Origin of the sequence: Priestia aryabhattai (genome assembly GCF_023715685.1) — a bacterium.
Classification (GTDB): domain Bacteria; phylum Bacillota; class Bacilli; order Bacillales; family Bacillaceae_H; genus Priestia; species Priestia aryabhattai_B.
Genome location: NZ_JAMBOQ010000001.1, coordinates 1 through 20,413, shown reverse-complemented (window position 1 = coordinate 20,413; position 20,413 = coordinate 1). Strand labels below are relative to the sequence as shown.

Here is a 20,413-nt window from a genome sequence, read left to right as displayed (position 1 = left end):
TAAAGAAAGGAAAATTATTGATGAATAACAACTTACCTAAAACTATGAAAGCAGCTGTCATGCACGGCACAAGAGAAATTAGTATTGAAACACTACCTATACCACAAATTGATGATAATGAAGTTTTAATTAAAGTAATGGCTGTAGGGATTTGTGGCTCAGACTTACATTATTATACCCACGGTAGAATTGGTAAATACAAAGTAGAGAAACCATTTATCCTTGGACATGAGTGCTCAGGTGAGATTGTAGCTATTGGATCATCTGTTGAAAGATTTAGTGTAGGTGACCGCGTAGCCGTTGAACCAGGAGTAACCTGTGGACATTGTGAAGCATGCAAAGAGGGAAGATATAACCTTTGTCCAGATGTTCAATTTTTGGCAACACCACCGGTTGATGGTGCCTTTGTTCAATATATAAAAATGCGTCAGGATTTTGTCTTTTCAATCCCAGATACCCTTTCCTATGAAGATGCTGCCTTAATAGAACCTTTTTCAGTTGGCATTCACGCAGCGACGAGAACAAAACTTCAGCCGGGGTCAACAATTGCTATTATGGGAATGGGACCGGTAGGTCTAATGGCAGTGGCCGCAGCGAAAGCATGTGGAGCAAGTACAATAATAGCAACAGACTTAGAACCATTGCGTCTTGAGGCAGCAAAACGAATGGGGGCAACTCATGTTATTAATATCAGAGAGAAAGATCCTCTTAATGAAATTAAAAACATTACCGATAACATAGGCGTTGACGTTGCGTGGGAGACAGCAGGAAACCCAAAAGCATTACAATCTTCATTAGCTTCACTTCGTCGTGGTGGAAAATTAGCAATTGTAGGTTTACCTCCTCAAAGTGACATTGCACTCGATGTACCATTTATTGCCGATAATGAGATTGATATATATGGTATTTTCCGTTATGCCAACACTTATCCAAAGGGAATTAAGTTTCTTGCTTATGGTGCAATTGATACAAAGAACCTTGTAACAGATAAATATGCGTTAGCTGACACACATGAAGCGATGGAGAGGGCACTGAATTTTAAAAACGAATGTTTAAAAGTTATAGTGTATCCAAACGAATAATTTTGATTTAATGGAATAAAACACTAAACTTGGAAGCTAGGTTTTAATTGTTATTTATAACAAAATTCTTTGACTTCTAATTTTCAGATGCGGATTTAAAAATAGAACAACTGCAAGTAGTCCGCGTCTGTTTTTTTTAAGATTTAATGATTAGAAAAGAAAAAAGAGTAGTTCTTCCTCAGGCTTCACTAAGTAACAATTGTTTTATTAAAAGAAAAGGTCCATAAGCGGATTTTATATTGGTTTTCTTAACATATTTTTGAAAACGCATTCTGGGGGTATTGCCTATGTTAAACGCAGAACAATCACAAATATTAGAGACTGAAAATAAAGACAAATCTAGTTCTACTACTAGGCTGTCCTGGTTAGAACGGTTTGGATATGGATTGGGAGATATGTCATATAATATTGTTTTTCAATTCGTTAATGCCTATCTACTTTTCTATTACACTGATGTTGGAGGTATTCATCCTGCAGTTGTTGCGACATTGTTTTTAGTAGTACGAGTTCTGGATGCTATTTGCGACCCTATAATGGGAGTTATTTTAGATAAAACTAATACACGTTGGGGAAAAGCAAGACCATATTTGTTGTGGGTCTCACTTCCTTTTGCGTTATTCACTATCCTATGTTTTACCAACCCTCACTTAGGGTCAACTGGAAATATTATATATATGTATATTACCTATATCTTACTAGGGATGACTTTTAGTATGCAAACGATTCCAGTTAATAGTTTAACAGGACGAATTACTAATAATGTTCAGGAACGTACGGTTTTAACGACTACTCGTATGATATTAGTTTATGTAGGAATACTCCTCTCCATTTCATGCGCAACACCTCTTGTAACAGCTCTTGGAGGAAGAAATCAAGAACTTGGATTCCAAATGACTGCGCTAGTCTATGCTGTTGTAAGTATAATTTTAAATCTATTTAGCTTCTTTACGGTACGAGAGCGTATTGTTCCTAAAAAGAGTAAAAAACATGGGCTTAAAGTAACTTTATCTGTTTTGTTTAAAAACAAGCCACTACTAGTATTAGTTTCAGCTTTCTTGGCATTTGCTATCGGTTTTAATATTAAACTTAGTACAATGGTTTACTATTTTACTTACAATGTTCACCAAAAAGAATTAGTATTTTGGGGCACTGTTTTATTTTTTGGAGCTGCACTAATTAGTAACTTATTTATTCCTTTATTCTCCGATAAATGGGGTAGAAAGAGTGTAATGATTGTATCAGCTAGCGTATCTCTTATTTCATATATAGGACTCCAGTTTACTTCTTTTGATTCAGTTACTTTAATTTTATTTTGGTTGTTTGCTTCAGGATTCTTTACAACCCCACTAAACACACTAGCTTGGGGAATGGTTGCCGATTGTGTAGATTATGCTGAATGGAAAACTGGAGTTCGAGCAGATGGTGTTGTTATTTCCTTAATGAGTTTTACTAATAAGTTAGGAGTTGCGCTTGCTGGCTCATTCTCTGCCATTTATTTGGGTATAGCAGGTTATGTAGCTAATGCAGAACAAACCGTAACTTCCCTAAATGCTATTAAAAATATGAATGCTTTAGTGCCAGGAATTTTCATTTTACTGTCTGTATTAATAATATGCTTTTATCCTTTAACTGAAAAAACATACAAGAAAATGATTTTGGATTTAGAGAAAAAATCTAAGTAGTTAATTCAATTTTAAAATTAAGTAAATGAGTGTGATATAAGTGCAAAATAGTATAAGTGAAAATGCTTCAGTTGTTTGTGTAGGAGAATTATTAATTGATTTCTTTTGTAGCGATATTAATTCTAATTTAATAGAAGGACGCCAATTTTTAAAAAGTGCCGGCGGAGCACCAGCGAATGTATGCGCAACCATAGCCAAACTAGGGGGGAATGTATCATTTAGTGGTAAAGTAGGTAAGGACCCATTCGGTTACTTTTTAGAAGAAACCTTAAATTCATTAAACGTAGATACTTCCATGCTTGCTTGGGATGAGAAAACAGCAACTACCTTAGCCTTTGTGTCCTTGCAAGAAAATGGTGAGCGAGATTTTGTATTTCATAGGGGAGCTGACGCTTTAATGACATTGGATGACATTGACCTAAATGAAATAAATAAAGCTAAGATCCTTCATTTTGGTTCAGCTACGGCTATGTTAAATTCTCCATTCCGTGAAACTTATTTAAGTCTTATATCTAGTGGTAGAGAGAAAGGAAAATTTATTTCTTTTGATCCTAACTATCGAAGGGATTTATGGAAGGGAAGATTAAGTGATTTCATCTCAATTGCTAAGAAAGCTATTGCTTTAAGTGATTTTGTAAAAGTAAGTGATGAGGAATTAGAAATCATCACAAGTATTAAAGATCATGAATTAGGTGTTGATGCCCTACATAAAATGGGAGCTACAATTGTAGCAGTTACTCTTGGAAGAAAAGGAACATTGATATCTAATAGCAGAAAAAAAGAACTAGTAAAGAGTATTCCTATTAAGTCAATTGACTCTACAGGAGCTGGCGATGCTTTTGTAGGTGCAACTTTATTCAAATTAGCAAACACACAGAATATCAAATCCATTGAAAATGATTTTGAGCAGTTACTCGACATTATTACATTTGCAAATCGGGTTGGAGCGCTTGTATGTACAAAGATAGGAGCAATTGAGGCAATGTCAAGTATTGAAAAAATGGAAATTACTAGCGTGTAAATAACCTAGCAGTAACAATTCAATACCTAAAACACACAGTACAAAAGCCACTTATCATTATACAAGTGGCTTTTTGCTACGTTAAAAGTACTTCTATTAAAATGACACAATGCTTAACGTTCAATCTACTCCTTTTGATTGGCCATTTTTAAATCAAGGGTGTGGATCTTTTTAATAACTCGATCAAAACGTAGTGGCTGAGATTCAGCTGGGAAAACGTAATATTCATATTGGTCTCCTAACGTACGGAAGAATGGTTCAAATAAACCAGAAACCAGTAAGCCTACCATTTTCGTATAAGGAGAATCTAGACGATATGAGTGAGCTGTATTAGCCGGAACATGAAGAAAATCTCCCGGGTTTAACACAATTTCTTCGCCATTTGCCCACATGGTCATTTGCCCTTCTAAGCAGTAAAATGTTTCCGTATGATGTTCATGGTAATGATCCACAATACGATCTCCTTTAGGACCTTCAGATGAAACCACAATAAACTGTCCATTCGTATTTGTCTGTGCTGCCACAATTCGATGAAGCTGGTCACCTGTTAAAAGACGATCACCTTCGCCAGATTCAAGAACGTATGAAACTACTTTATCAGGACGTTTTGAGTTTGTTACAAGTTTAGCTTCAGTCTCTATAGGTTTCTCGTTTAATACAAACTCAATATCAGAGAATGCTGCAGCTTGTAAAAAGCACTTATAAGATAATTCTTCAGCATACGGCGGATGCTCTACATGCTGATAAGGTTTACCAATTTCAGCATAAAAGTTAGCAACTTTTTCTGCCATTGTATAGGAAACAAAACGAGTACGATGACTCTTCATTTCATAGCTGTGCGCTGTACCTGCTGGAATATGAGCATAGTCACCTGATACAAGTAGGTGCTTTTCTCCATTAAGGATAAGTTCTACTCTTCCGTCTAGAACTAAAATGCCTTCATGGGTTTCTTTATGAAGATGAAGTGGGAAAGAGTCTCCTTTTCCCCCTGAAAGCAAGACGATTTCAAACATATTACCTGTACTTTCAGCGTTAGCCATAATGGTTGCTACTTGTCTGCCAAATAAGTATTTAGGACCTTTGCCATTTCGTAATAAATAAGGCATTTGTTTTTTCGGTAACTTACTAATAATTATTGTCATGTTATTTCCTCCTTAGTAGTAGACCAATCTACATATAAACTGGACTGGTCAGTCTACTTAATTTAATATAAACGAAAAGATAGCAAAATACTATCCTTTTTTAGTTAAAATTAATGGTATTTGTTGAGAAATAAGTAAAAGTGGCTGTTTATCTTTGTGGGCAAGCGAAAACATAATACCACCTTCAATCATTGAGTTTATAGTCATTCCAAGCTGTTCTGCTTCTTCATGTTTAAACCCATGTTGAATTAATTTTTTCGCAAACACATCTGACCAACTCTTAAAAACGTTAACACATGTACATCGTAAAGGTTCGCTTATTAAGGCTGTTTCACTTGCTAATAATCCTACAGGTATTCCTTCAACGCTTTCTGGATCATTAAACTGTTTGGACGTTATTTCAATAAAATGCTGAATAGCTTCAGCAGGATCCAAGACTTGAGCCATACTATCTTTAATTTGTTCTTCAACAAATCTACCTGTATATTTTACTGCTTCAATAGCCAATTCTTCTTTACCATTTGGAAAGTGATAATAAACAGATCCTCTAGGGGCTTTACTTTCCTTGATAATTTGATTTAGACCTGTAGCATGATATCCTTGAAGTTGAAAGAGGTGTGCTGCGGTTTTAATAATTCTTTCTTTCGTCTCACCTTTACTGTTCATTTCATTTCCTCCTAATGATTATGAAGACCAATCGGTTTAATTATAGAATTTGATGAGCAAAAAGTCAAAATTCTGTTTCTAACTTCTGTAATACTCCCGCCAACACATAGCCACTATAAAAAGTTACTTGTGCTAAACAAGTGGCTTTTGTTACAAAGAAAAAAGCTACTCATTTGAGTAGCTTTTCTAAAAACACATACTTAAGGGTATATAAAGAATTGGGGTTCCTATACGTTTAATTTGCTCAAAAACTGTAATTTTATACTTTTTTGTTCAGAACCCGTTGATTTAACGCTTAATAATACGCCAAGATAAGCTTACCTCAGTTTTTAAAATCCTCTTTCTCTTTCTGTTCCTACATGCAATTGTTCTTCTTTTAGCTCGTTACGATCTTCTGCACTTGTTGGTACATTTTGTTCATGTTCACGATGTTCTCCATATAATGATTTCTCATAAATGGAGTCACCTTTCTCGAAAGGAGAGTTCTCCCTCTTTTCTAAGAAAGAATTTGTTTTTCTGTCGCTATTAGCTCTTACTAACAATAACACTTTTCCTTCTTGCAGGTCATCTGCATAAGGCTCGGCTTGGGTAACAGGAACGCCTAAGTTAATTAAACGTCTTTCTACTTTTTCTTTATCTCTATGATTACCTTTATGCTGCTCTGGGGAAAACACATGTTTAATCTTATCCATAATCGATTCCTCTTGACCGCTCTGTTTCGTTGTTTCAACCTTTTTTACATCAATTCCTTCTTTGCTTTCTACTTCTAAATAATCCTCTTCGTCTATGTCTTTACTTGTTACTAAAGAAAGGTCCTCCTCTTGAAATCCTTGTGTTTTTAAATTTTGAATAGCTGTGATAACAGCTTCTTCATTTTCATACGCGCCTATCACGTTCTTTGTCATGGGTAGTTCCTCCTTTTATTATAGAGAATGCTTTATATGAATCGATTCATTTATGTTATTTTTAATACCACGATTCCTTTTTCTGAAACGTTCAAAAAATTAATTAATTGGTGTTTAAATGAAAATGAGCTGGGAATATAATTCACAAGTTAAAAAAATTTAAGGAGGAATCAAGCATGGCAAAGAATAAACAAAATGAAAAAATGAGTAGAGAGGAAGCTGGACGAAAAGGTGGAGAAACTACTTCGAAAAATCATGACAAGGAATTTTTCCAAGAGATTGGAGAAAAGGGTGGAAAAGCTACATCTAAGAATCATAACAAAGAGTTTTTTCGAGAAATTGGTGAAAAAGGCGGAAAAGCTAGCAATAAAAATTCTAACAATTAAAACCTCTACAAAAATAACTTGTTCAGGTACTGATTTATACACATAGGGTCTTCAAAAAAATACGATGACACGGAGGAATTGAGACATGACAAAAAAATTAGCTATGCACGAGACGCTAGAAGTTCATGAAATCTTAACGCTTAAAACATCGTGTGTAACAAAAGGTACAGCGATGTTGGAGCTGGTAGAGGATGAAAAATTAAAAAAGATTCTTGAAGAAGACGTACAAACGTCTACTAAAGCGATTGATGAATTACAAAAAATCTTAAAGAAAGCTCAATAAATAGGAGGAATCGAAGAATGGCTACTAAAAGTACGCTTACTAAAACATTAGACGACCTTGCTATCGCAACTGATTTATTATTATCAACTAAAAATGGTGTACGAACATATGCAGTAGCGCTTACGGAAACTGCAACACCAGAAGTGCGCAAGGTATTGAAAAAGCAATTAGATGAGACTATTGAACTTCATGGGAAAATTGCTCAATATATGATTGATAATGAAATGTACCATGCCTATGATGTTGAAGAACAAGTAAACCACGATTTGAAAAAGGCAGATAAAGCATTAGATTTAGCAAAAGGTTAAAAAGTACTCTCCCATTAATGGGAGAGTACTTTTTACATAAAATCCAATTTGAAATTGAATGTTATATTAATACAAGGTTGATATATAAAACCAAAATCCTGCTTTATAACCTATAACTAGAGCTATGTCTTTCAAAAACAAGATAAATCATTAATTAGTAATTATTTCATTAGGAATAACACATTCTATCTAGCCGTTGAAGTGAGCACATAAAGCAAATTTATTGGATTTGCTTTTATGATTTATTTTCAAGGTATATTCTTTTCCTTTGTATACCTAATTAATGACCGAATAATTGCTTCTTAAATAGAGAAAAATAAGAAAAAAGAGGTGTAACATGAAAGAAAAAAGAGAACCACAATTTAGAAGTGGCGAGCTAGAAAATGCGGAACTGAAAGGCTATTATGGAATGGATCCTGAAACTAGCCTTCAATCTGTTAATTTTGCCACGACAGAGAACCCATACTTAAATGAGCATTACCAGGAAGATTCTAAAGAAAATGAATAAAGGTTGAAGAAAATAACTGGGCTTTATTTCTTTTCTGGAGTTACGCATTTTTATTAAGTTGACAATAGAAGAAGATGCAGATATCGTGTTTCAATTTTCATTATTGTAACTTCTGCACCATTCTTACTCAACACATAGACACTATAAAAAGCCACTTGTTTAAAACAAGTGGCTTTTTGCTACATTGAATACATTAGATAATTCACGTATTATTCCCATCACTATTATAACATAGTTAATGTATCTGTATAATATATTTTGGTCTTAATATGACTAAAATATATTATACAGTTGATTAAGAATACAATATTAGCCCTCTACATTGTATAACCTTGTTTGCTCAACTAGACATCTTCTTCGTTATTCATATGGGCATATCTTATTTTCATTTAAAAATAGGACTCTAAACAAGAAAAGGGATGACAGCTTTAACTGTCATCCCTTTTCCTACACATGATAACAAGGAAATGAAACATGTAATTCCACTTTTTACAGCGTAATTTGTTTCTTCCTTTTATTATGGTTATGGGTTAAGAAACTATACATCCATCATTTACCATGTATACACCTTTTCTACAATAGGAAACTTAAAAGAAACAAGGAGGTGACACAACATGGCAAACAACAAAAGCAGCAACAACAACGAATTATTAGTATACGGTGCTGAACAAGCAATCGATCAAATGAAATATGAAATCGCTAGCGAATTTGGTGTAAACCTTGGTGCTGACACAACTGCACGTGCAAACGGATCAGTAGGTGGCGAAATCACAAAACGTCTTGTACAAATGGCTGAGCAACAACTTGGCGGCGGACGTTTCTAATCCAATTTTATAATGATGGCTGAGGGAAGAATGGATCTCTATTCTTCCTTTTTCCATGAATAAAAGAGGATTTGCCAATCACTAAAGATATACGCTTTTAATGTCTTCTCAATCTTTGATTTTAGAAAACATTAAAAATGTATGTGTAAGTCACTAAGTCTATATTCTACATCATAATGTTCATTAACAATTGAAATCAATGAAGCAAGACGACAATTTTCATCTACTTGAATCCCTAATAGATAATGGCAAAAAGCAATTTGAGTGAGCGTAATTAATACACGATCCTTTAGCTCCTTTTCCTCCATATATTCATGAACTAATTTATATAGACTGTCTATTCGCTTCGTAATTGAGTCACCTTCAATTACAATAGCCTTGTTAAATTTAGAAATACCCATTTTCTACTTCAACTCACTTTCATTCATCCATTTTATAAACTTAATATCTTCTAAGGGATCAAAAAGATACCTCTCATTAAGAGTCACTAAAATCGTCTTCTATAATAGAGATAGATGAAAAAAGAAGAATGACTTAGTCATTCTTCTTTGCAAGATAATATAAATATACACCCCATGGACGAATTATATATTTTTAGAAGGTTGTAAGTGATATAGATTATTTTTTAATGAATTTAACAAGCATATGTGCAAGATGATGCTGTTCTTCCTCGTTTTCAGCTTTCCACAACTCATGTAACAAGTATTGCTCTTCGTTTTGTGGCTCCTCATGTTTGGCGAGATAATCAGCTGTTTTTTTAGCTGCCAAAGTTAATTGGTTATCATTTAATCCTAATTTTTCACCTTTTGTGACTTTATCTCCTAAGTCCATTTTAAATTCATTAAAACTAGAAAGAATGTTGTCTTTCTTCTCTTGACTCATCTCATTTAGTTTATCCTCTACTTTGTTTTCAACGGTTTCAGTATTACTGTTCATTTTTTATTCTCCTTCCGATTAAGTAGTAATGTTCTTATAGGGTAAGTCCCCCAATTACAGGTATGTAAACACTTGATTCCATTTCAATGTGCTGTAGTAGACATAGCCCTTCCGAAATGAATAAGAGTATGCAAAAAACACTCAAACTCTCCTTTATAGCGTCTAAGATAAGCTATTTTACTTATATTGGTAGAAAATATAAAGTTTACTAGAATATTTTTTTATCTTTTATCTCTGTCATTAATAAAAATCCAATTTATTTAGTAGTGATTCTGAGGATGAAGATTGTAGTACGTGGAAATTCTGTAATCATTCAATCTGACATATTGCCAGTACATTATAAGTTGGCATAAATATTGCAAGTTAAATAAAGCAACTAACCTGAAATTTAAAGGAGGTAATATGAAAATAAAATTGATTGATTGTTTATTTAATTCAATTTTGAAGACAAGGAGACGAAAAGACTATGACTATGAAAGTGCCAGTAGAAAATTTTGTAGAGTTATATGTTTCTCATCAATTCTTGCAGTCATTCCCATTTTTAAATCATATCTATAAGGATATAACATTAGACACATGTTTAGATTTTATAGGTACTAAACAAAAACAAGGTTATCAATTTTTTGCCCTCTATCATGATACACACATTGTAGCTTTGGCAAGCGTTAACTGGTGTAGGAATAAGAAAAACGTGTATTTACAAGGACTAGTTACTGAATCATGTAGTGTTTTTTCAGATCAATATATAAAAAATGCTCTTCTTGATTCCTTATATGAATGGATAACAAACAAGGGAGCTGGATCTTTGCAAGTAGAATGTCTAGTTTGAAGATTTAATTATGTCTTTAAGAGAGAGAAATTAATGCTTATATACCACTATATTAAAGTGAAAACAGCAGCTCCTGAGAGGACTGCTCTTTTTTATGTCAATAAATAAACTCTTTACATAAAAGTTATCAATAATTATGTAATAAAGCATAAGTTATGCAAATATGGGTAAGACCCCGAAAGGTATATGCAGATAATCAGTAAATTAGGCATGAAATTATCTTGTAGATAAAGCTCTTGCAACTTGGTATAAAAATTGCATTATTCTTAAATGAGTCAGAAAATTTAAAATAGGAAGAAGTATCCCGTTTTATACAAAAAATATCTACTTAAGCTATTAACATCCGTATTTAGAGTGAGTAGAAAACGTATGTATGGGCTTATCTATTTTTTTCTATTAGCAGGGGGAATGATAAGTGAAACAGGTAGAGTTGAAACGTTCATTAAAGTTATGGTCAATCGTATTTCTAGGAGTAGGATATATGACACCGATGGTGGTATTCGATACCTTTGGCATTGTAGCTGAAAAAACAAATGGACATGTACCAACAGCTTATATTTTGGCCTTAGTGGCTATGCTTTTCACAGCCATAAGTTACGGAAAAATGGTTAAAGTTTATCCGGTAGCAGGATCAGCTTATACATATACTCAGAAAACCATCAATTCGAACCTTGGTTTTCTTGTTGGATGGTCATCCTTGTTAGACTATTTGTTTTTACCCATGATTAACGCTGTTTTAACAAAGATATATCTTTCTGCACTTTTCCCTAATATCCCATCTTGGTTATTTATTGTAGGGTTTGTAAGTGTAGTGACGCTTATAAATTTATTTAGTGTTAATGCTACCGCAAACTTTAATAATTTCTTAGTTACCTTTCAAATATTGGTTATCATTATTTTTGTGATTTTAGTTGTCACGGGAGTATCTCGTGGGGAAGGAACAGGCAAATTTTTTTCTATTCAACCTTTTTTTCAACCAGGTATGCAGCTATCAAGTTTAATATCCGGAGCTACGATTCTTTGTTTTTCATTTTTAGGGTTTGATGCAGTAACGACACTGGCCGAAGAAACAGCTAATCCAACAGTCACTATTCCGCGCGCGATATTCCTAACAGCTCTTATAGGAGGTATATTATTTATAGGGGCTTCCTATTTTACACAGTCCTATTTTCCTGATATATCGCGCTTTAGCGATCTTGAAGCAACTTCTCCAGAAATCGCTTTATATGTAGGGGGGAAATTATTTCAGGCTTTCTTTTTAGCAGGAACTGTAACAGGAACTCTAGCCTCCGGGCTATCGTCACATGCGAGTGTATCCCGACTATTGTATGTAATGGGCCGTGACAATGTACTGCCAAAAAGGTTTTTTGGCTATATACATCCTCGTTGGAATACACCCTTTTTAAATGTTCTATTTGTAGGGGCTATTTCATTATCGGCAATATTTTTTAATCTGTTAACGGCTACTTCTCTAATTAACTTTGGGGCCTTAATTGCCTTTACTTTTGTAAATGTATGTGTAGTTGTACATTATGTAATAAGAGAGAAGCAACATAAAACAATACGGGGATTTATAAACTACCTCGTATTACCGGGGATAGGAGGAGGAACAGTGGTTGTCCTATGGATTAACCTAAGTGCAGACTCCCTCATATTAGGTCTTATCTGGGCAGGAGTCGGTCTCATTTACCTGACTTATCTAACAAAATTATTTACTTGTAAGCCTCCTCAATTCCAGTTTGAAAAAGCGAAAGAATTGTAAGCGTTTACTATCGGAATAATGTAATTGCAAATATGTAATTAGATGTTGGGACTTATTATTATGTTGGAGATTAATTTGCCTTATGAGTGATTTATATAAGAGGAAATATTTAGTTCTTGTGAAAATAAATTTTATAAAAGGAATTATTTTATAAATAATGAAAATTTGCTACAGGAGAAAGAAACACCGATTGTTTATTATTATTGTATTGCAACAGATGATTGTCGATATGACTTTTCAATTATTTACTCAAATATGTTTTGTGGAAAAGCCATGGTCATTTTTATACAAACAGGAAATATGGCGCTATTATGTAGCGATGATATGGAAGATGAGGAACTACAGATAGAAAAGCTAGGGATTAAGATAGTAGATATTATTCAGTGCAAGACATTTTTACAGCTAGTTTTGCAGCAGATATAATTCTTTAGCTCCTATTGGAGCATCCAGCAGGTAAAATGAAAGGGGATTATAATATGATTAGTCATGAATTTATTATGAGTTCATGTTATGGAGTTATTGAAGATATACTCATTCAAATTCACTCACAAATATATGAAGGGAAACCTTTGTTTACTATAAGGAATAGCGAAGGAAATATCGAAACTGTAAGGGTTAAACTAAGTGGAAAAGTACATTCTTTAGAGGTGCAAAAAGGAGATCGTGTAATACCTGGTATGGTACTTGCCTTTGTTAAAGAGGATTCCTTTTTAATTGAAAACCAGTAAAGAGGAAATCTGCCAGAGAGGAGATGAATAACCATCTCCTCTTTTCCCAGTGAGAGGAAATATTACAATTACGATAGATTCAATAGAAAAAACAATTATTTTCATATAATCAGATTTTTCAAATGATAAAATAAGGAGATAGAAGGAGGAACATCTATGTTTTTACTAGATAAAGAGAAAATAAGACCAATTATTTCAATATCAATTGATTGCCCTGAAGAGGGATGGCAACATCAACTGAAAAATTACTCTGATCCGTTTCTTTTCCTTATGAAAGACAGCCAACTATTTTCTTATATTCGTTTGAAAGATTTTTTATTAACTAATCAAACGGAGCAAAGTACTACACTTATAGACTTAGTAGAAAATGCTGTTTCATTAGAAAATGTATGTAAATTAAATGAAACAATTTCGTTACCTCTCCTTTTTCAAATTATTGGAGAACCTATAGCCCTTGTTAAAGATAAACAAGAAGAAGTCATAGGTTATATAAGAAGGGAAGACGTATTAGTTGAACTTTTTAAGCAAGAAAATAGACATAGTTTTGATTTATTAAAAATCATTCTCGCCTCTATTCCTATGGGAATCTTTGTAGTAGATCAAGAAAGAAAAATTGTTAATTGTAATGATTCAGGAATAAAAATGATGAAAATGATCCGTGAGGATGTAATGAATAAGTCTGCTAAAACCCTTTTTAATGATGAACATATAAATACTGTATTTTCATCAAACGAGACCATTTTAAATGAACTCGAAATTACTGATAAAACAAGTGTCCTAGTTGATTATAGTCCAATTACAAACTTTAATCAGAAAGTGGAAGGGGTTCTTATCATTGTTCAAGATTTACCAATGGTTGAGAAAATGGCTATGGAAATTGAACATATAAAAAATTTAAATAAAGATTTAAATGCCATTCTTTCCACCATATATGATGAGATCCTTGTCGTAAACAATAAGGGGGAACTCATTCGTTACAGCGATAGCTTTATTTCAGAGTTCTGGCGTAGAGACTTAAAAGATTTTATTGGAAAAAATCTAATAGAATTAGAGGATAAAGGGTTGTTCAGTCCATCCGTAACTCGTTTAGTTATTGAACACAAGAAGAAAGTTTCCATCGTACAAGAAACAGACAATGGTAAGAAAATTCTTGCAGTGGGAAATCCTATTTTTGATGAAAAAGGAAAAATTGAACGAATTATCATCGCATCAAGAGATATTACGGAAACTACTAAGTTAAAAACTGAACTAAGGGAAATTAAAAAGATTTCAAATCAATATAAACAGGAATTGGATACATTTAAGAGTAAAAATAAGGTTTTTGAAAAATTGATTTATTGTAGTTCAAAAATGGAACGGGTTGTAGAGCAAATAAATAAAATTTCTAATTTTTCTTCTACAGTTTTAATCTATGGTGAGTCAGGAGTAGGAAAGGAAGTTATTGCTCAGGCTATTCATCAATTGGGAAGCCGATCAAACCAGCCATTTCTAAAATTAAACTGTGGGGCTATTCCGGAGAATTTACTAGAAAGCGAATTATTTGGTTACACTCAAGGATCTTTTACCGGGGCTGATAAAAATGGGAAAGTAGGTTACTTTAAGAAAGCAGATCAAGGTATCCTGTTTTTAGATGAGATTGGTGAAATGCCTCTGAGCTTACAGGTAAAATTACTCCGGGTTTTGCAGGAACAAGAGGTCATTCCTATTGGAAGCACAAGGCCTATACCTATTAATGTACAAATTGTTGCAGCAACGAATAAACGTTTGGAGAAAATGGTTGAGGAAGGAACATTTCGCGAAGATTTGTTTTATCGTTTAAATGTTATTCCCATTTATATTCCTCCTTTACGTGAGCGATCAGAAGATATTCCCTTATTAGCCTTTCATTTTTTACAACAATTAAATAAAAAGTACAATAAAAATTATCATTTGTCGCCGGATGCACTTAACTTATTAGAGGTGTACCCATGGCCAGGTAACATACGTGAGCTTCAAAACATGATTGAAAGATTAGCTGTGTCTGCTGATGATTCCACTATTGACGGTGACTTTGTAAATGAATTTTTATCTGCCAGTCATCATTTTAAAAAAGCAAAACCAACATTTACTCAAATTATGCCACTTCACGAAGCACAGAATTATGTAGAAGAACAATTAATTTTGTTAGCAATGAAGAGATATAAGACCACCACCAAAGCAGCAAAGGCTCTCGGTATAAGCCAGTCTTCTGTCAGTCGAAAATATCAGAAGATTTTAATTGAACAACAGGAAAATAATTCTTTATAGTTTTATTATTTCGTAGTAAATAAGCGATACAGATGTAAATCTGTATCGCTTATTTGTTTTTTATACATCTGTACATAAAGTATGCATCTATGCATACCTAGAAGCAAATTTCTGATGAAAAATTCGGAGAAACCCTACTTCTTTTGCCTGGCATAGTTCTTGCAATGTTCATAACTAAAGGGGGGATTAAACATATCAATACATAATAGAGAAAATTATGAGATAAGAAAAATCGAATTCTATTAACTTGTATAAAAGGAGCATATAAAATGCAGAAGCATATCACGTTAAATACGGTAATACCAGGACCAAAATCCCAGGATCTATTAGACAGAAGAAAGAGAGTAGTTCCACGAGGAATTAGCAATGGGTGTACAGCCTTTGTTAAACAAGCAAATGGCGCCCTTGTTGAAGATATGGACGGTAATAAATTTATTGATTTTGCGGGAGCAATCGGCACAGTAAATGTTGGTCATTCCCATCCTCAGGTGGTAGAGGCCCTCCAAAAACAACTAGAAAATTTTATTCATACAGGTTTTAATGTCATGATGTATGAATCCTATATTGAATTAGCAGAAAAATTAACAGAACTGGCACCCGGAAATTTTCCAAAACAAGCAGCTTTTTTTAACAGTGGTGCGGAAGCAGTAGAAAATGCAGTGAAAATAGCTAGGAAATATACAAAAAGACAAGGAGTTATTTCATTTACACGGGGATTTCATGGTCGTACATTAATGACAATGACGATGACAAGTAAAGTTAAACCATATAAATATGAATTCGGTCCCTTTGCCCCTGAAGTATATAAGGCTCCTTATCCATATGAGTATCGTAGACCCAAGGAAATGACTGAACAGCAATATAATGAATTCATAATTGAACAATTTGAACAATTTTTAGTAACAGAGGTTTCTCCCCAAACAGTGGCTGCCGTTGTTATGGAGCCAGTACAAGGAGAAGGTGGCTTTATTATTCCGAACAAAGCATTTGTACAACGAGTATATGAAATTTGTAAAGAAAACAGCATTGTATTTGTTGCCGATGAAATTCAAACTGGTTTTGCAAGAACAGGAAAACATTTTGCTATCGAGCATTTTGATATTGCTCCTGATCTCATTACAATCTCAAAATCAATGGGAGCTGGAGTGCCAATCAGTGGGGTTATTGGTAGGAAAGAAATTATGGATGTATCAGAACCCGGCGAATTGGGGGGAACTTATTCGGGAAGTCCACTAGGTTGTCGGGCAGCATTGGAAGTCTTAGAAATTATTGAAAAAGAGAATTTAAATAATCGAGCAAAAATATTAGGAAAAGAGGTGTTGAATAAATTTCAATATTTATCTGCTCGTTTTGAGCAAGTTGACGGAGTTCGAGGTCTTGGAGCAATGTGCGCGCTGGAAATCGTAACAGATAAGCATACAAAGAAACCAGATAAAGAAACGACTCAGAAAATCGTAAAGGAAGCAATAAATAGAGGGCTGCTCTTATTAAGCGCAGGTATATTTGGAAATGTGATTCGTATTCTAATGCCTTTGACAATAACAGATGAACAGCTTAAGGAAGGTTTAGCAATTTTAGAAGAATCAATAGAAGCTGCAGTAGCAGTTCAACATATCTAAGAGAGGGGAATAAAAATGAGGATCGATAGCACCGAAGCAAAAAATCAAGTATTTAGCATGTATATTGATGGAAATTGGATAGGTAGCGAATGCAAAGAATTAAGGAAAGTAGTAAACCCAGCCACTCATGAAATTGTCGGGCTCATTCCTCAAGGAGGATTTTATGAGGCTAAACAAGCTGTAGATGCTGCTTACCAGGCCTTAAAACAATGGAGAAACAGAACAGCTGAAGAGCGTAGTCAAGTATTGATGAAGTGGTTTCATTTAATTGATGAATGTAAAGAAGAGATTGGAAAAATAATGACCCAAGAACAAGGAAAGCCGATAAAAGAAGCAATTGGTGAAGTTATGTATGCCAATAGTTTTATTTCTTGGTACGCTGAAGAAGGAAAGCGAATCTATGGAGAGACAATTCCAGCTTCACATCCTGATAAGCGGATCTTCATCCGCAAAGAACCAGTGGGAGTTATTGCAGCCATTACCCCCTGGAACTTTCCAGCAGCTATGATTACACGAAAAGTTGCACCAGCCCTCGCAGCAGGTTGCACAGCAGTTGTAAAGCCAGCCAATGAAACTCCATTAACAGCTTTAAAATTAGCCGAGTTGGCTGAAAAAGCCGGTATTCCAAAGGGAGTGTTAAATGTTGTAACTGGTAATTCACAAGAGATTGGTAAGGCGTGGCTAAATGACCACCGAGTTAGAAAAATAACTTTTACAGGGTCTACAGAGGTAGGAAAAGTACTAATGAAAGGTGCTGCTGAAAATGTAAAAAAAGTCTCGCTTGAATTAGGGGGGAATGCGCCTTTTATTGTAATGCAAGATGCCAACTTATCAAAGGCGGCAAAAGGATTAATTAACTCTAAGTTTCGGAATGCTGGTCAAACTTGCATATGTACAAATAGAATATATGTACATGAATCTAAAGAGGATGAGTTTATTGAAATCTTTAAAAATGAGTTAGAGAAGCTAAAGGTAGGGAACGGATGCGAAGAGGGAACAGATATTGGACCATTAATTGATCAGGCAGCAGTAGACAAAGTAAAGTCGTTTATTGATGATGCATTGTTACACGGTGGAGAAACTGTCTATGTCGGTACTAAGCCTGAAGCAAATGATGGATTTTATTACCCACCTACTATTATTAGGAACGTACAAGATCATATGTTATGTGTGAGAGAGGAAATATTTGGTCCCTTAGCTCCTATTACTACATTTAAAACCGAGGAAGAAGTTATTCAACGAGCTAACAACACTAATTATGGGTTAGCAGCTTATGTTTTTACTCAAAATCTTAGCCGTGCTTTTCATATTAGTGAAGAACTTGAATATGGAATTATTGGGTTAAATGATGGGTTACCTTCAGTAGCACAGGCACCTTTTGGAGGCTATAAAGAAAGTGGTTTAGGACGTGAGGGCGGTCATCATGGGATGGATGAGTACCTTGAATTGAAATATATATCAATCGAGTTGAACAATGAAGGATAGAAAGGAAAAACTTACAATGAGTAATAATTTGCACGTTCAATTGTAGAAGCAACGACTCATTATGAAGATTATGAATTAATTGCTTCCCTTTTGAAAGGATTGGGAACAGCAATGAAAGGCATTGAAGTATCTACTATTTTACCTGAGCATAGAATGCAAGAGCGTGGATGGTAAATATATTTATTTTCACTCTATTTGATGAAACGAGCTATATCTTCCACCTATATAATGAATGATAATCAGTCATTTGAGATTATAAATAGCTACTATTAAATGAAAAAGAGGGGTCCATATGAAAAAAGAACTTATAAAAATGGAAAACACTTCACATCATGGGGAATCAGTAGAGTTAAATAATCCCTTAGAGGAATTTCAAGAAACGTTAAAAGAAGCTATTAGTTATCTAAATTATCCAAAAGAAGTATTTGAATTTTTGAAGAAGCCCATGAGGTTTTTAGAGGTAAGTATTCCCGTAAAAATGGATGATGGTACTACTCAAATATTTCAAGGATATCGTGCCCAACACAACGATGCAACTGGCCCGACAAAAGGCGGTATAAGATTTCACCCAGATGTTACAGCTGAAGAAGTTAAGGCACTAGCAGGGTGGATGAGCTTAAAATGTGGTATTACTGACCTTCCATATGGAGGAGCAAAAGGCGGCATTGTATGTGAGCCAAGAAACATGAGTTTATCGGAATTGCAAAAGTTAAGCAGAGGGTATGTAAGAGCCGTTAGTCAAATTGTCGGACCAACGAAAGATATACCTGCACCGGATATGTATACAAATTCTCAAATTATGGCCTGGATGCTTGATGAATATGATCACATTCGTGAGTTTGATTCTCCTGGATTTATCACAGGTAAACCATTAGTGCTTGGTGGATCAGAAGGACGAGAGACTGCAACTTCTAAAGGAGTCTTATATACAATTCAATTAGTAAGTGAAATAAAAAATATTCCTATTAAAGGCATGCGTGTTATTATCCAAGGGTTTGGAAATGTAGGGAGTTATTTAGCTGAATATTTACATGAATTAGGCGCAAAAGTAGTAGGAGTTTCAGATGCATTGGGAGCATTATACGATCCGCAAGGCTTAGATATTCCCTATTTAATGGAAAATAGAGATTCTTTTGGTGTTGTAACTACTCTTTATAATGACATAATTTCAAATCAAGAACTATTAGAGAAAGAATGTGATATATTAATTCCTGCTGCAATCGGGGGGGTTATTACAAGAGAAAATGCGGAGCGCCTTCAATGCCAAATTGTTATTGAAGCTGCCAACGGTCCTACTTCTAAGGAAGCTATTCAAATATTGGATAAAAAAGGAATAATGGTTGTTCCGGATATTCTCGCTAACTCTGGAGGTGTTATTGTTTCATATTTTGAATGGTGTCAAAACAATCAAGGTTATTACTGGCCAGCAGCGCTTGTTGATGAACGTTTAAAAGAAAAAATGACAGAAAGCTTTTTAAACATTGTCCATACAGCGGATAAGTTCGGAACAAACCTAAAAGTTGCAGCCTATATACAAGGAATTCGAAAAATAGTGGAGGCTTCTCGTCTTCGAGGATGGTTTGAATTTTAAGAACTCAGAGAAAAATAAAATCATTTTATTATAAATAGTGATAGCTCTGGGGGCAGATCATCGATAATTAATATTCGATTATAATTAATAGCAATAATCGGGAAAACTTTAGAGTTTTTATTGGATAACGAACGTTCGTTCGTATTCGGTAGAGAACGAACGTTCTTTATTTTAGAAGTACTTTCAATGGATTATGGGCAGCTACCAAACAGAGTTATTATTTATATCGATATGAAGTCGTTCTTTGGTGCGAGACGTTAATCTCAAAAGTTAGGCTAATAACCTAACGGGGAGGGATTGATCTCAATGGAATCTGAATTTAGATTACAAGAGATACAACTTTTTCAGTGACAGAAGGAATGATTGGGTA

The 20,413-nt window shown here is 34.3% G+C and carries 21 protein-coding genes and 2 pseudogenes; 18 read left to right on the top strand and 5 right to left on the bottom strand.

Translation table 11 applies throughout. The features are described from left to right. Window positions 1-20: 20 nt before the first annotated feature. The 3 genes from M3225_RS00110 to M3225_RS00100 all read left to right on the top strand — a co-directional run bounded on the left by M3225_RS00110 (window position 21) and on the right by M3225_RS00100 (window position 3,785). Complete coding sequence (locus M3225_RS00110; protein ID WP_251390145.1) at window positions 21-1,082, top strand: NAD(P)-dependent alcohol dehydrogenase; 1,062 nt, start codon at window positions 21-23, stop codon at window positions 1,080-1,082. 287 nt (window positions 1,083-1,369) lie between these two features. After that, on the top strand, window positions 1,370-2,764 hold the full coding sequence (locus tag M3225_RS00105; protein ID WP_251390143.1) for an MFS transporter: 1,395 nt from the start codon (window positions 1,370-1,372) through the stop codon (window positions 2,762-2,764). A 40-nt stretch (window positions 2,765-2,804) separates the two neighbouring features. Next, window positions 2,805-3,785 (top strand): carbohydrate kinase family protein, encoded by a 981-nt coding sequence (locus tag M3225_RS00100; RefSeq protein ID WP_251390141.1) that lies wholly within the window; start codon window positions 2,805-2,807, stop codon window positions 3,783-3,785. Between the two features lie 125 nt (window positions 3,786-3,910). On the opposite strand, the gene M3225_RS00095 is transcribed toward M3225_RS00100, so the two are convergent. The 3 genes from M3225_RS00095 to M3225_RS00085 form a co-directional block, all read right to left on the bottom strand. Next, entirely contained in the window at window positions 3,911-4,927 is a 1,017-nt protein-coding gene (locus M3225_RS00095) for a quercetin 2,3-dioxygenase (RefSeq protein ID WP_251390139.1), read from the bottom strand. Window positions 4,928-5,017: 90 nt separating this feature from the next. Beyond that, window positions 5,018-5,593, bottom strand: a complete 576-nt coding sequence (locus M3225_RS00090) for a TetR/AcrR family transcriptional regulator (protein WP_251390137.1) — start codon at window positions 5,591-5,593, stop codon at window positions 5,018-5,020. A gap of 329 nt (window positions 5,594-5,922) precedes the next feature. Further along, entirely contained in the window at window positions 5,923-6,498 is a 576-nt protein-coding gene (locus tag M3225_RS00085) for a general stress protein (protein ID WP_251390135.1), read from the bottom strand. Window positions 6,499-6,674: 176 nt separating this feature from the next. Between M3225_RS00085 and M3225_RS00080 the strand changes: the two are divergent. The 5 genes and pseudogenes from M3225_RS00080 to M3225_RS00060 form a co-directional block, all read left to right on the top strand. Then, window positions 6,675-6,872 (top strand): annotated as a pseudogene (locus M3225_RS00080) (KGG domain-containing protein); the annotation flags it as partial. A gap of 97 nt (window positions 6,873-6,969) precedes the next feature. Beyond that, entirely contained in the window at window positions 6,970-7,167 is a 198-nt protein-coding gene (locus M3225_RS00075) for a spore coat protein (RefSeq protein WP_251390133.1), read from the top strand. Window positions 7,168-7,184: 17 nt separating this feature from the next. Then, the gene (locus tag M3225_RS00070) at window positions 7,185-7,475 is read left to right on the top strand and encodes a spore coat protein (protein WP_251390131.1); all 291 of its coding nucleotides are present in this window, start codon (window positions 7,185-7,187) and stop codon (window positions 7,473-7,475) included. Between the two features lie 337 nt (window positions 7,476-7,812). Beyond that, window positions 7,813-7,983, top strand: a complete 171-nt coding sequence (locus M3225_RS00065; protein ID WP_251390129.1) for a hypothetical protein — start codon at window positions 7,813-7,815, stop codon at window positions 7,981-7,983. A 614-nt stretch (window positions 7,984-8,597) separates the two neighbouring features. Continuing rightward, window positions 8,598-8,807, top strand: coding sequence for an alpha/beta-type small acid-soluble spore protein (locus M3225_RS00060; RefSeq protein ID WP_013084404.1), 210 nt, complete (start codon window positions 8,598-8,600; stop codon window positions 8,805-8,807). A 131-nt stretch (window positions 8,808-8,938) separates the two neighbouring features. On the opposite strand, the gene M3225_RS00055 is transcribed toward M3225_RS00060, so the two are convergent. Together M3225_RS00055 and M3225_RS00050 are read right to left on the bottom strand one after the other, a co-directional pair. Next, complete coding sequence (locus M3225_RS00055; RefSeq protein WP_251390127.1) at window positions 8,939-9,208, bottom strand: hypothetical protein; 270 nt, start codon at window positions 9,206-9,208, stop codon at window positions 8,939-8,941. 217 nt (window positions 9,209-9,425) lie between these two features. Further along, window positions 9,426-9,743, bottom strand: a complete 318-nt coding sequence (locus tag M3225_RS00050; RefSeq protein WP_251390125.1) for a DUF3243 family protein — start codon at window positions 9,741-9,743, stop codon at window positions 9,426-9,428. A gap of 466 nt (window positions 9,744-10,209) precedes the next feature. Between M3225_RS00050 and M3225_RS00045 the strand changes: the two genes are divergently transcribed. From M3225_RS00045 to M3225_RS00005, 10 genes and pseudogenes are all read left to right on the top strand, one after another. After that, a complete protein-coding gene (locus M3225_RS00045; RefSeq protein WP_251390123.1) occupies window positions 10,210-10,572 on the top strand; it encodes a hypothetical protein in 363 nt (120 codons plus the stop codon). A 415-nt stretch (window positions 10,573-10,987) separates the two neighbouring features. Next, entirely contained in the window at window positions 10,988-12,334 is a 1,347-nt protein-coding gene (locus M3225_RS00040) for an APC family permease (protein ID WP_251390121.1), read from the top strand. Between the two features lie 165 nt (window positions 12,335-12,499). After that, on the top strand, window positions 12,500-12,757 hold the full coding sequence (locus M3225_RS29880) for an SAV0927 family protein (protein ID WP_374109802.1): 258 nt from the start codon (window positions 12,500-12,502) through the stop codon (window positions 12,755-12,757). 53 nt (window positions 12,758-12,810) lie between these two features. Beyond that, entirely contained in the window at window positions 12,811-13,062 is a 252-nt protein-coding gene (locus M3225_RS00035; RefSeq protein WP_251390119.1) for a hypothetical protein, read from the top strand. 156 nt (window positions 13,063-13,218) lie between these two features. Beyond that, window positions 13,219-15,348 (top strand): sigma 54-interacting transcriptional regulator, encoded by a 2,130-nt coding sequence (locus M3225_RS00030; protein ID WP_251390117.1) that lies wholly within the window; start codon window positions 13,219-13,221, stop codon window positions 15,346-15,348. A 269-nt stretch (window positions 15,349-15,617) separates the two neighbouring features. Next, a complete protein-coding gene (gabT, locus tag M3225_RS00025) occupies window positions 15,618-16,967 on the top strand; it encodes a 4-aminobutyrate--2-oxoglutarate transaminase (RefSeq protein ID WP_251390115.1) in 1,350 nt (449 codons plus the stop codon). Window positions 16,968-16,982: 15 nt separating this feature from the next. Continuing rightward, window positions 16,983-18,452 (top strand): NAD-dependent succinate-semialdehyde dehydrogenase, encoded by a 1,470-nt coding sequence (locus M3225_RS00020; protein WP_251390113.1) that lies wholly within the window; start codon window positions 16,983-16,985, stop codon window positions 18,450-18,452. 27 nt (window positions 18,453-18,479) lie between these two features. Continuing rightward, window positions 18,480-18,626: pseudogene (locus M3225_RS00015) on the top strand (pyridoxal 5'-phosphate synthase lyase subunit PdxS); the annotation flags it as partial. 139 nt (window positions 18,627-18,765) lie between these two features. Further along, a complete protein-coding gene (locus M3225_RS00010; RefSeq protein WP_251391822.1) occupies window positions 18,766-20,043 on the top strand; it encodes a Glu/Leu/Phe/Val family dehydrogenase in 1,278 nt (425 codons plus the stop codon). A gap of 120 nt (window positions 20,044-20,163) precedes the next feature. Then, window positions 20,164-20,304 carry a hypothetical protein gene (locus M3225_RS00005; protein ID WP_251390111.1) on the top strand — a complete coding sequence of 47 codons (141 nt, stop codon included), beginning with the start codon at window positions 20,164-20,166 and terminating at the stop codon, window positions 20,302-20,304. The last annotated feature ends 109 nt before the right edge of the window (window positions 20,305-20,413 follow it).

Coding starts and splice junctions, on each gene's coding strand:
- M3225_RS00110 (WP_251390145.1), top strand. CDS start 21: ATGAATAACAACTTACCTAAAACTATGAAAGCAGCTGTCATGCACGGC.
- M3225_RS00105 (WP_251390143.1), top strand. CDS start 1,370: ATGTTAAACGCAGAACAATCACAAATATTAGAGACTGAAAATAAAGAC.
- M3225_RS00095 (WP_251390139.1), bottom strand. CDS start 4,927: ATGACAATAATTATTAGTAAGTTACCGAAAAAACAAATGCCTTATTTA.
- M3225_RS00090 (WP_251390137.1), bottom strand. CDS start 5,593: ATGAACAGTAAAGGTGAGACGAAAGAAAGAATTATTAAAACCGCAGCA.
- M3225_RS00085 (WP_251390135.1), bottom strand. CDS start 6,498: ATGACAAAGAACGTGATAGGCGCGTATGAAAATGAAGAAGCTGTTATC.
- M3225_RS00075 (WP_251390133.1), top strand. CDS start 6,970: ATGACAAAAAAATTAGCTATGCACGAGACGCTAGAAGTTCATGAAATC.
- M3225_RS00070 (WP_251390131.1), top strand. CDS start 7,185: ATGGCTACTAAAAGTACGCTTACTAAAACATTAGACGACCTTGCTATC.
- M3225_RS00065 (WP_251390129.1), top strand. CDS start 7,813: ATGAAAGAAAAAAGAGAACCACAATTTAGAAGTGGCGAGCTAGAAAAT.
- M3225_RS00060 (WP_013084404.1), top strand. CDS start 8,598: ATGGCAAACAACAAAAGCAGCAACAACAACGAATTATTAGTATACGGT.
- M3225_RS00055 (WP_251390127.1), bottom strand. CDS start 9,208: ATGGGTATTTCTAAATTTAACAAGGCTATTGTAATTGAAGGTGACTCA.
- M3225_RS00050 (WP_251390125.1), bottom strand. CDS start 9,743: ATGAACAGTAATACTGAAACCGTTGAAAACAAAGTAGAGGATAAACTA.
- M3225_RS00045 (WP_251390123.1), top strand. CDS start 10,210: ATGACTATGAAAGTGCCAGTAGAAAATTTTGTAGAGTTATATGTTTCT.
- M3225_RS00035 (WP_251390119.1), top strand. CDS start 12,811: ATGATTAGTCATGAATTTATTATGAGTTCATGTTATGGAGTTATTGAA.
- M3225_RS00030 (WP_251390117.1), top strand. CDS start 13,219: ATGTTTTTACTAGATAAAGAGAAAATAAGACCAATTATTTCAATATCA.
- gabT (WP_251390115.1), top strand. CDS start 15,618: ATGCAGAAGCATATCACGTTAAATACGGTAATACCAGGACCAAAATCC.
- M3225_RS00020 (WP_251390113.1), top strand. CDS start 16,983: ATGAGGATCGATAGCACCGAAGCAAAAAATCAAGTATTTAGCATGTAT.
- M3225_RS00010 (WP_251391822.1), top strand. CDS start 18,766: ATGGAAAACACTTCACATCATGGGGAATCAGTAGAGTTAAATAATCCC.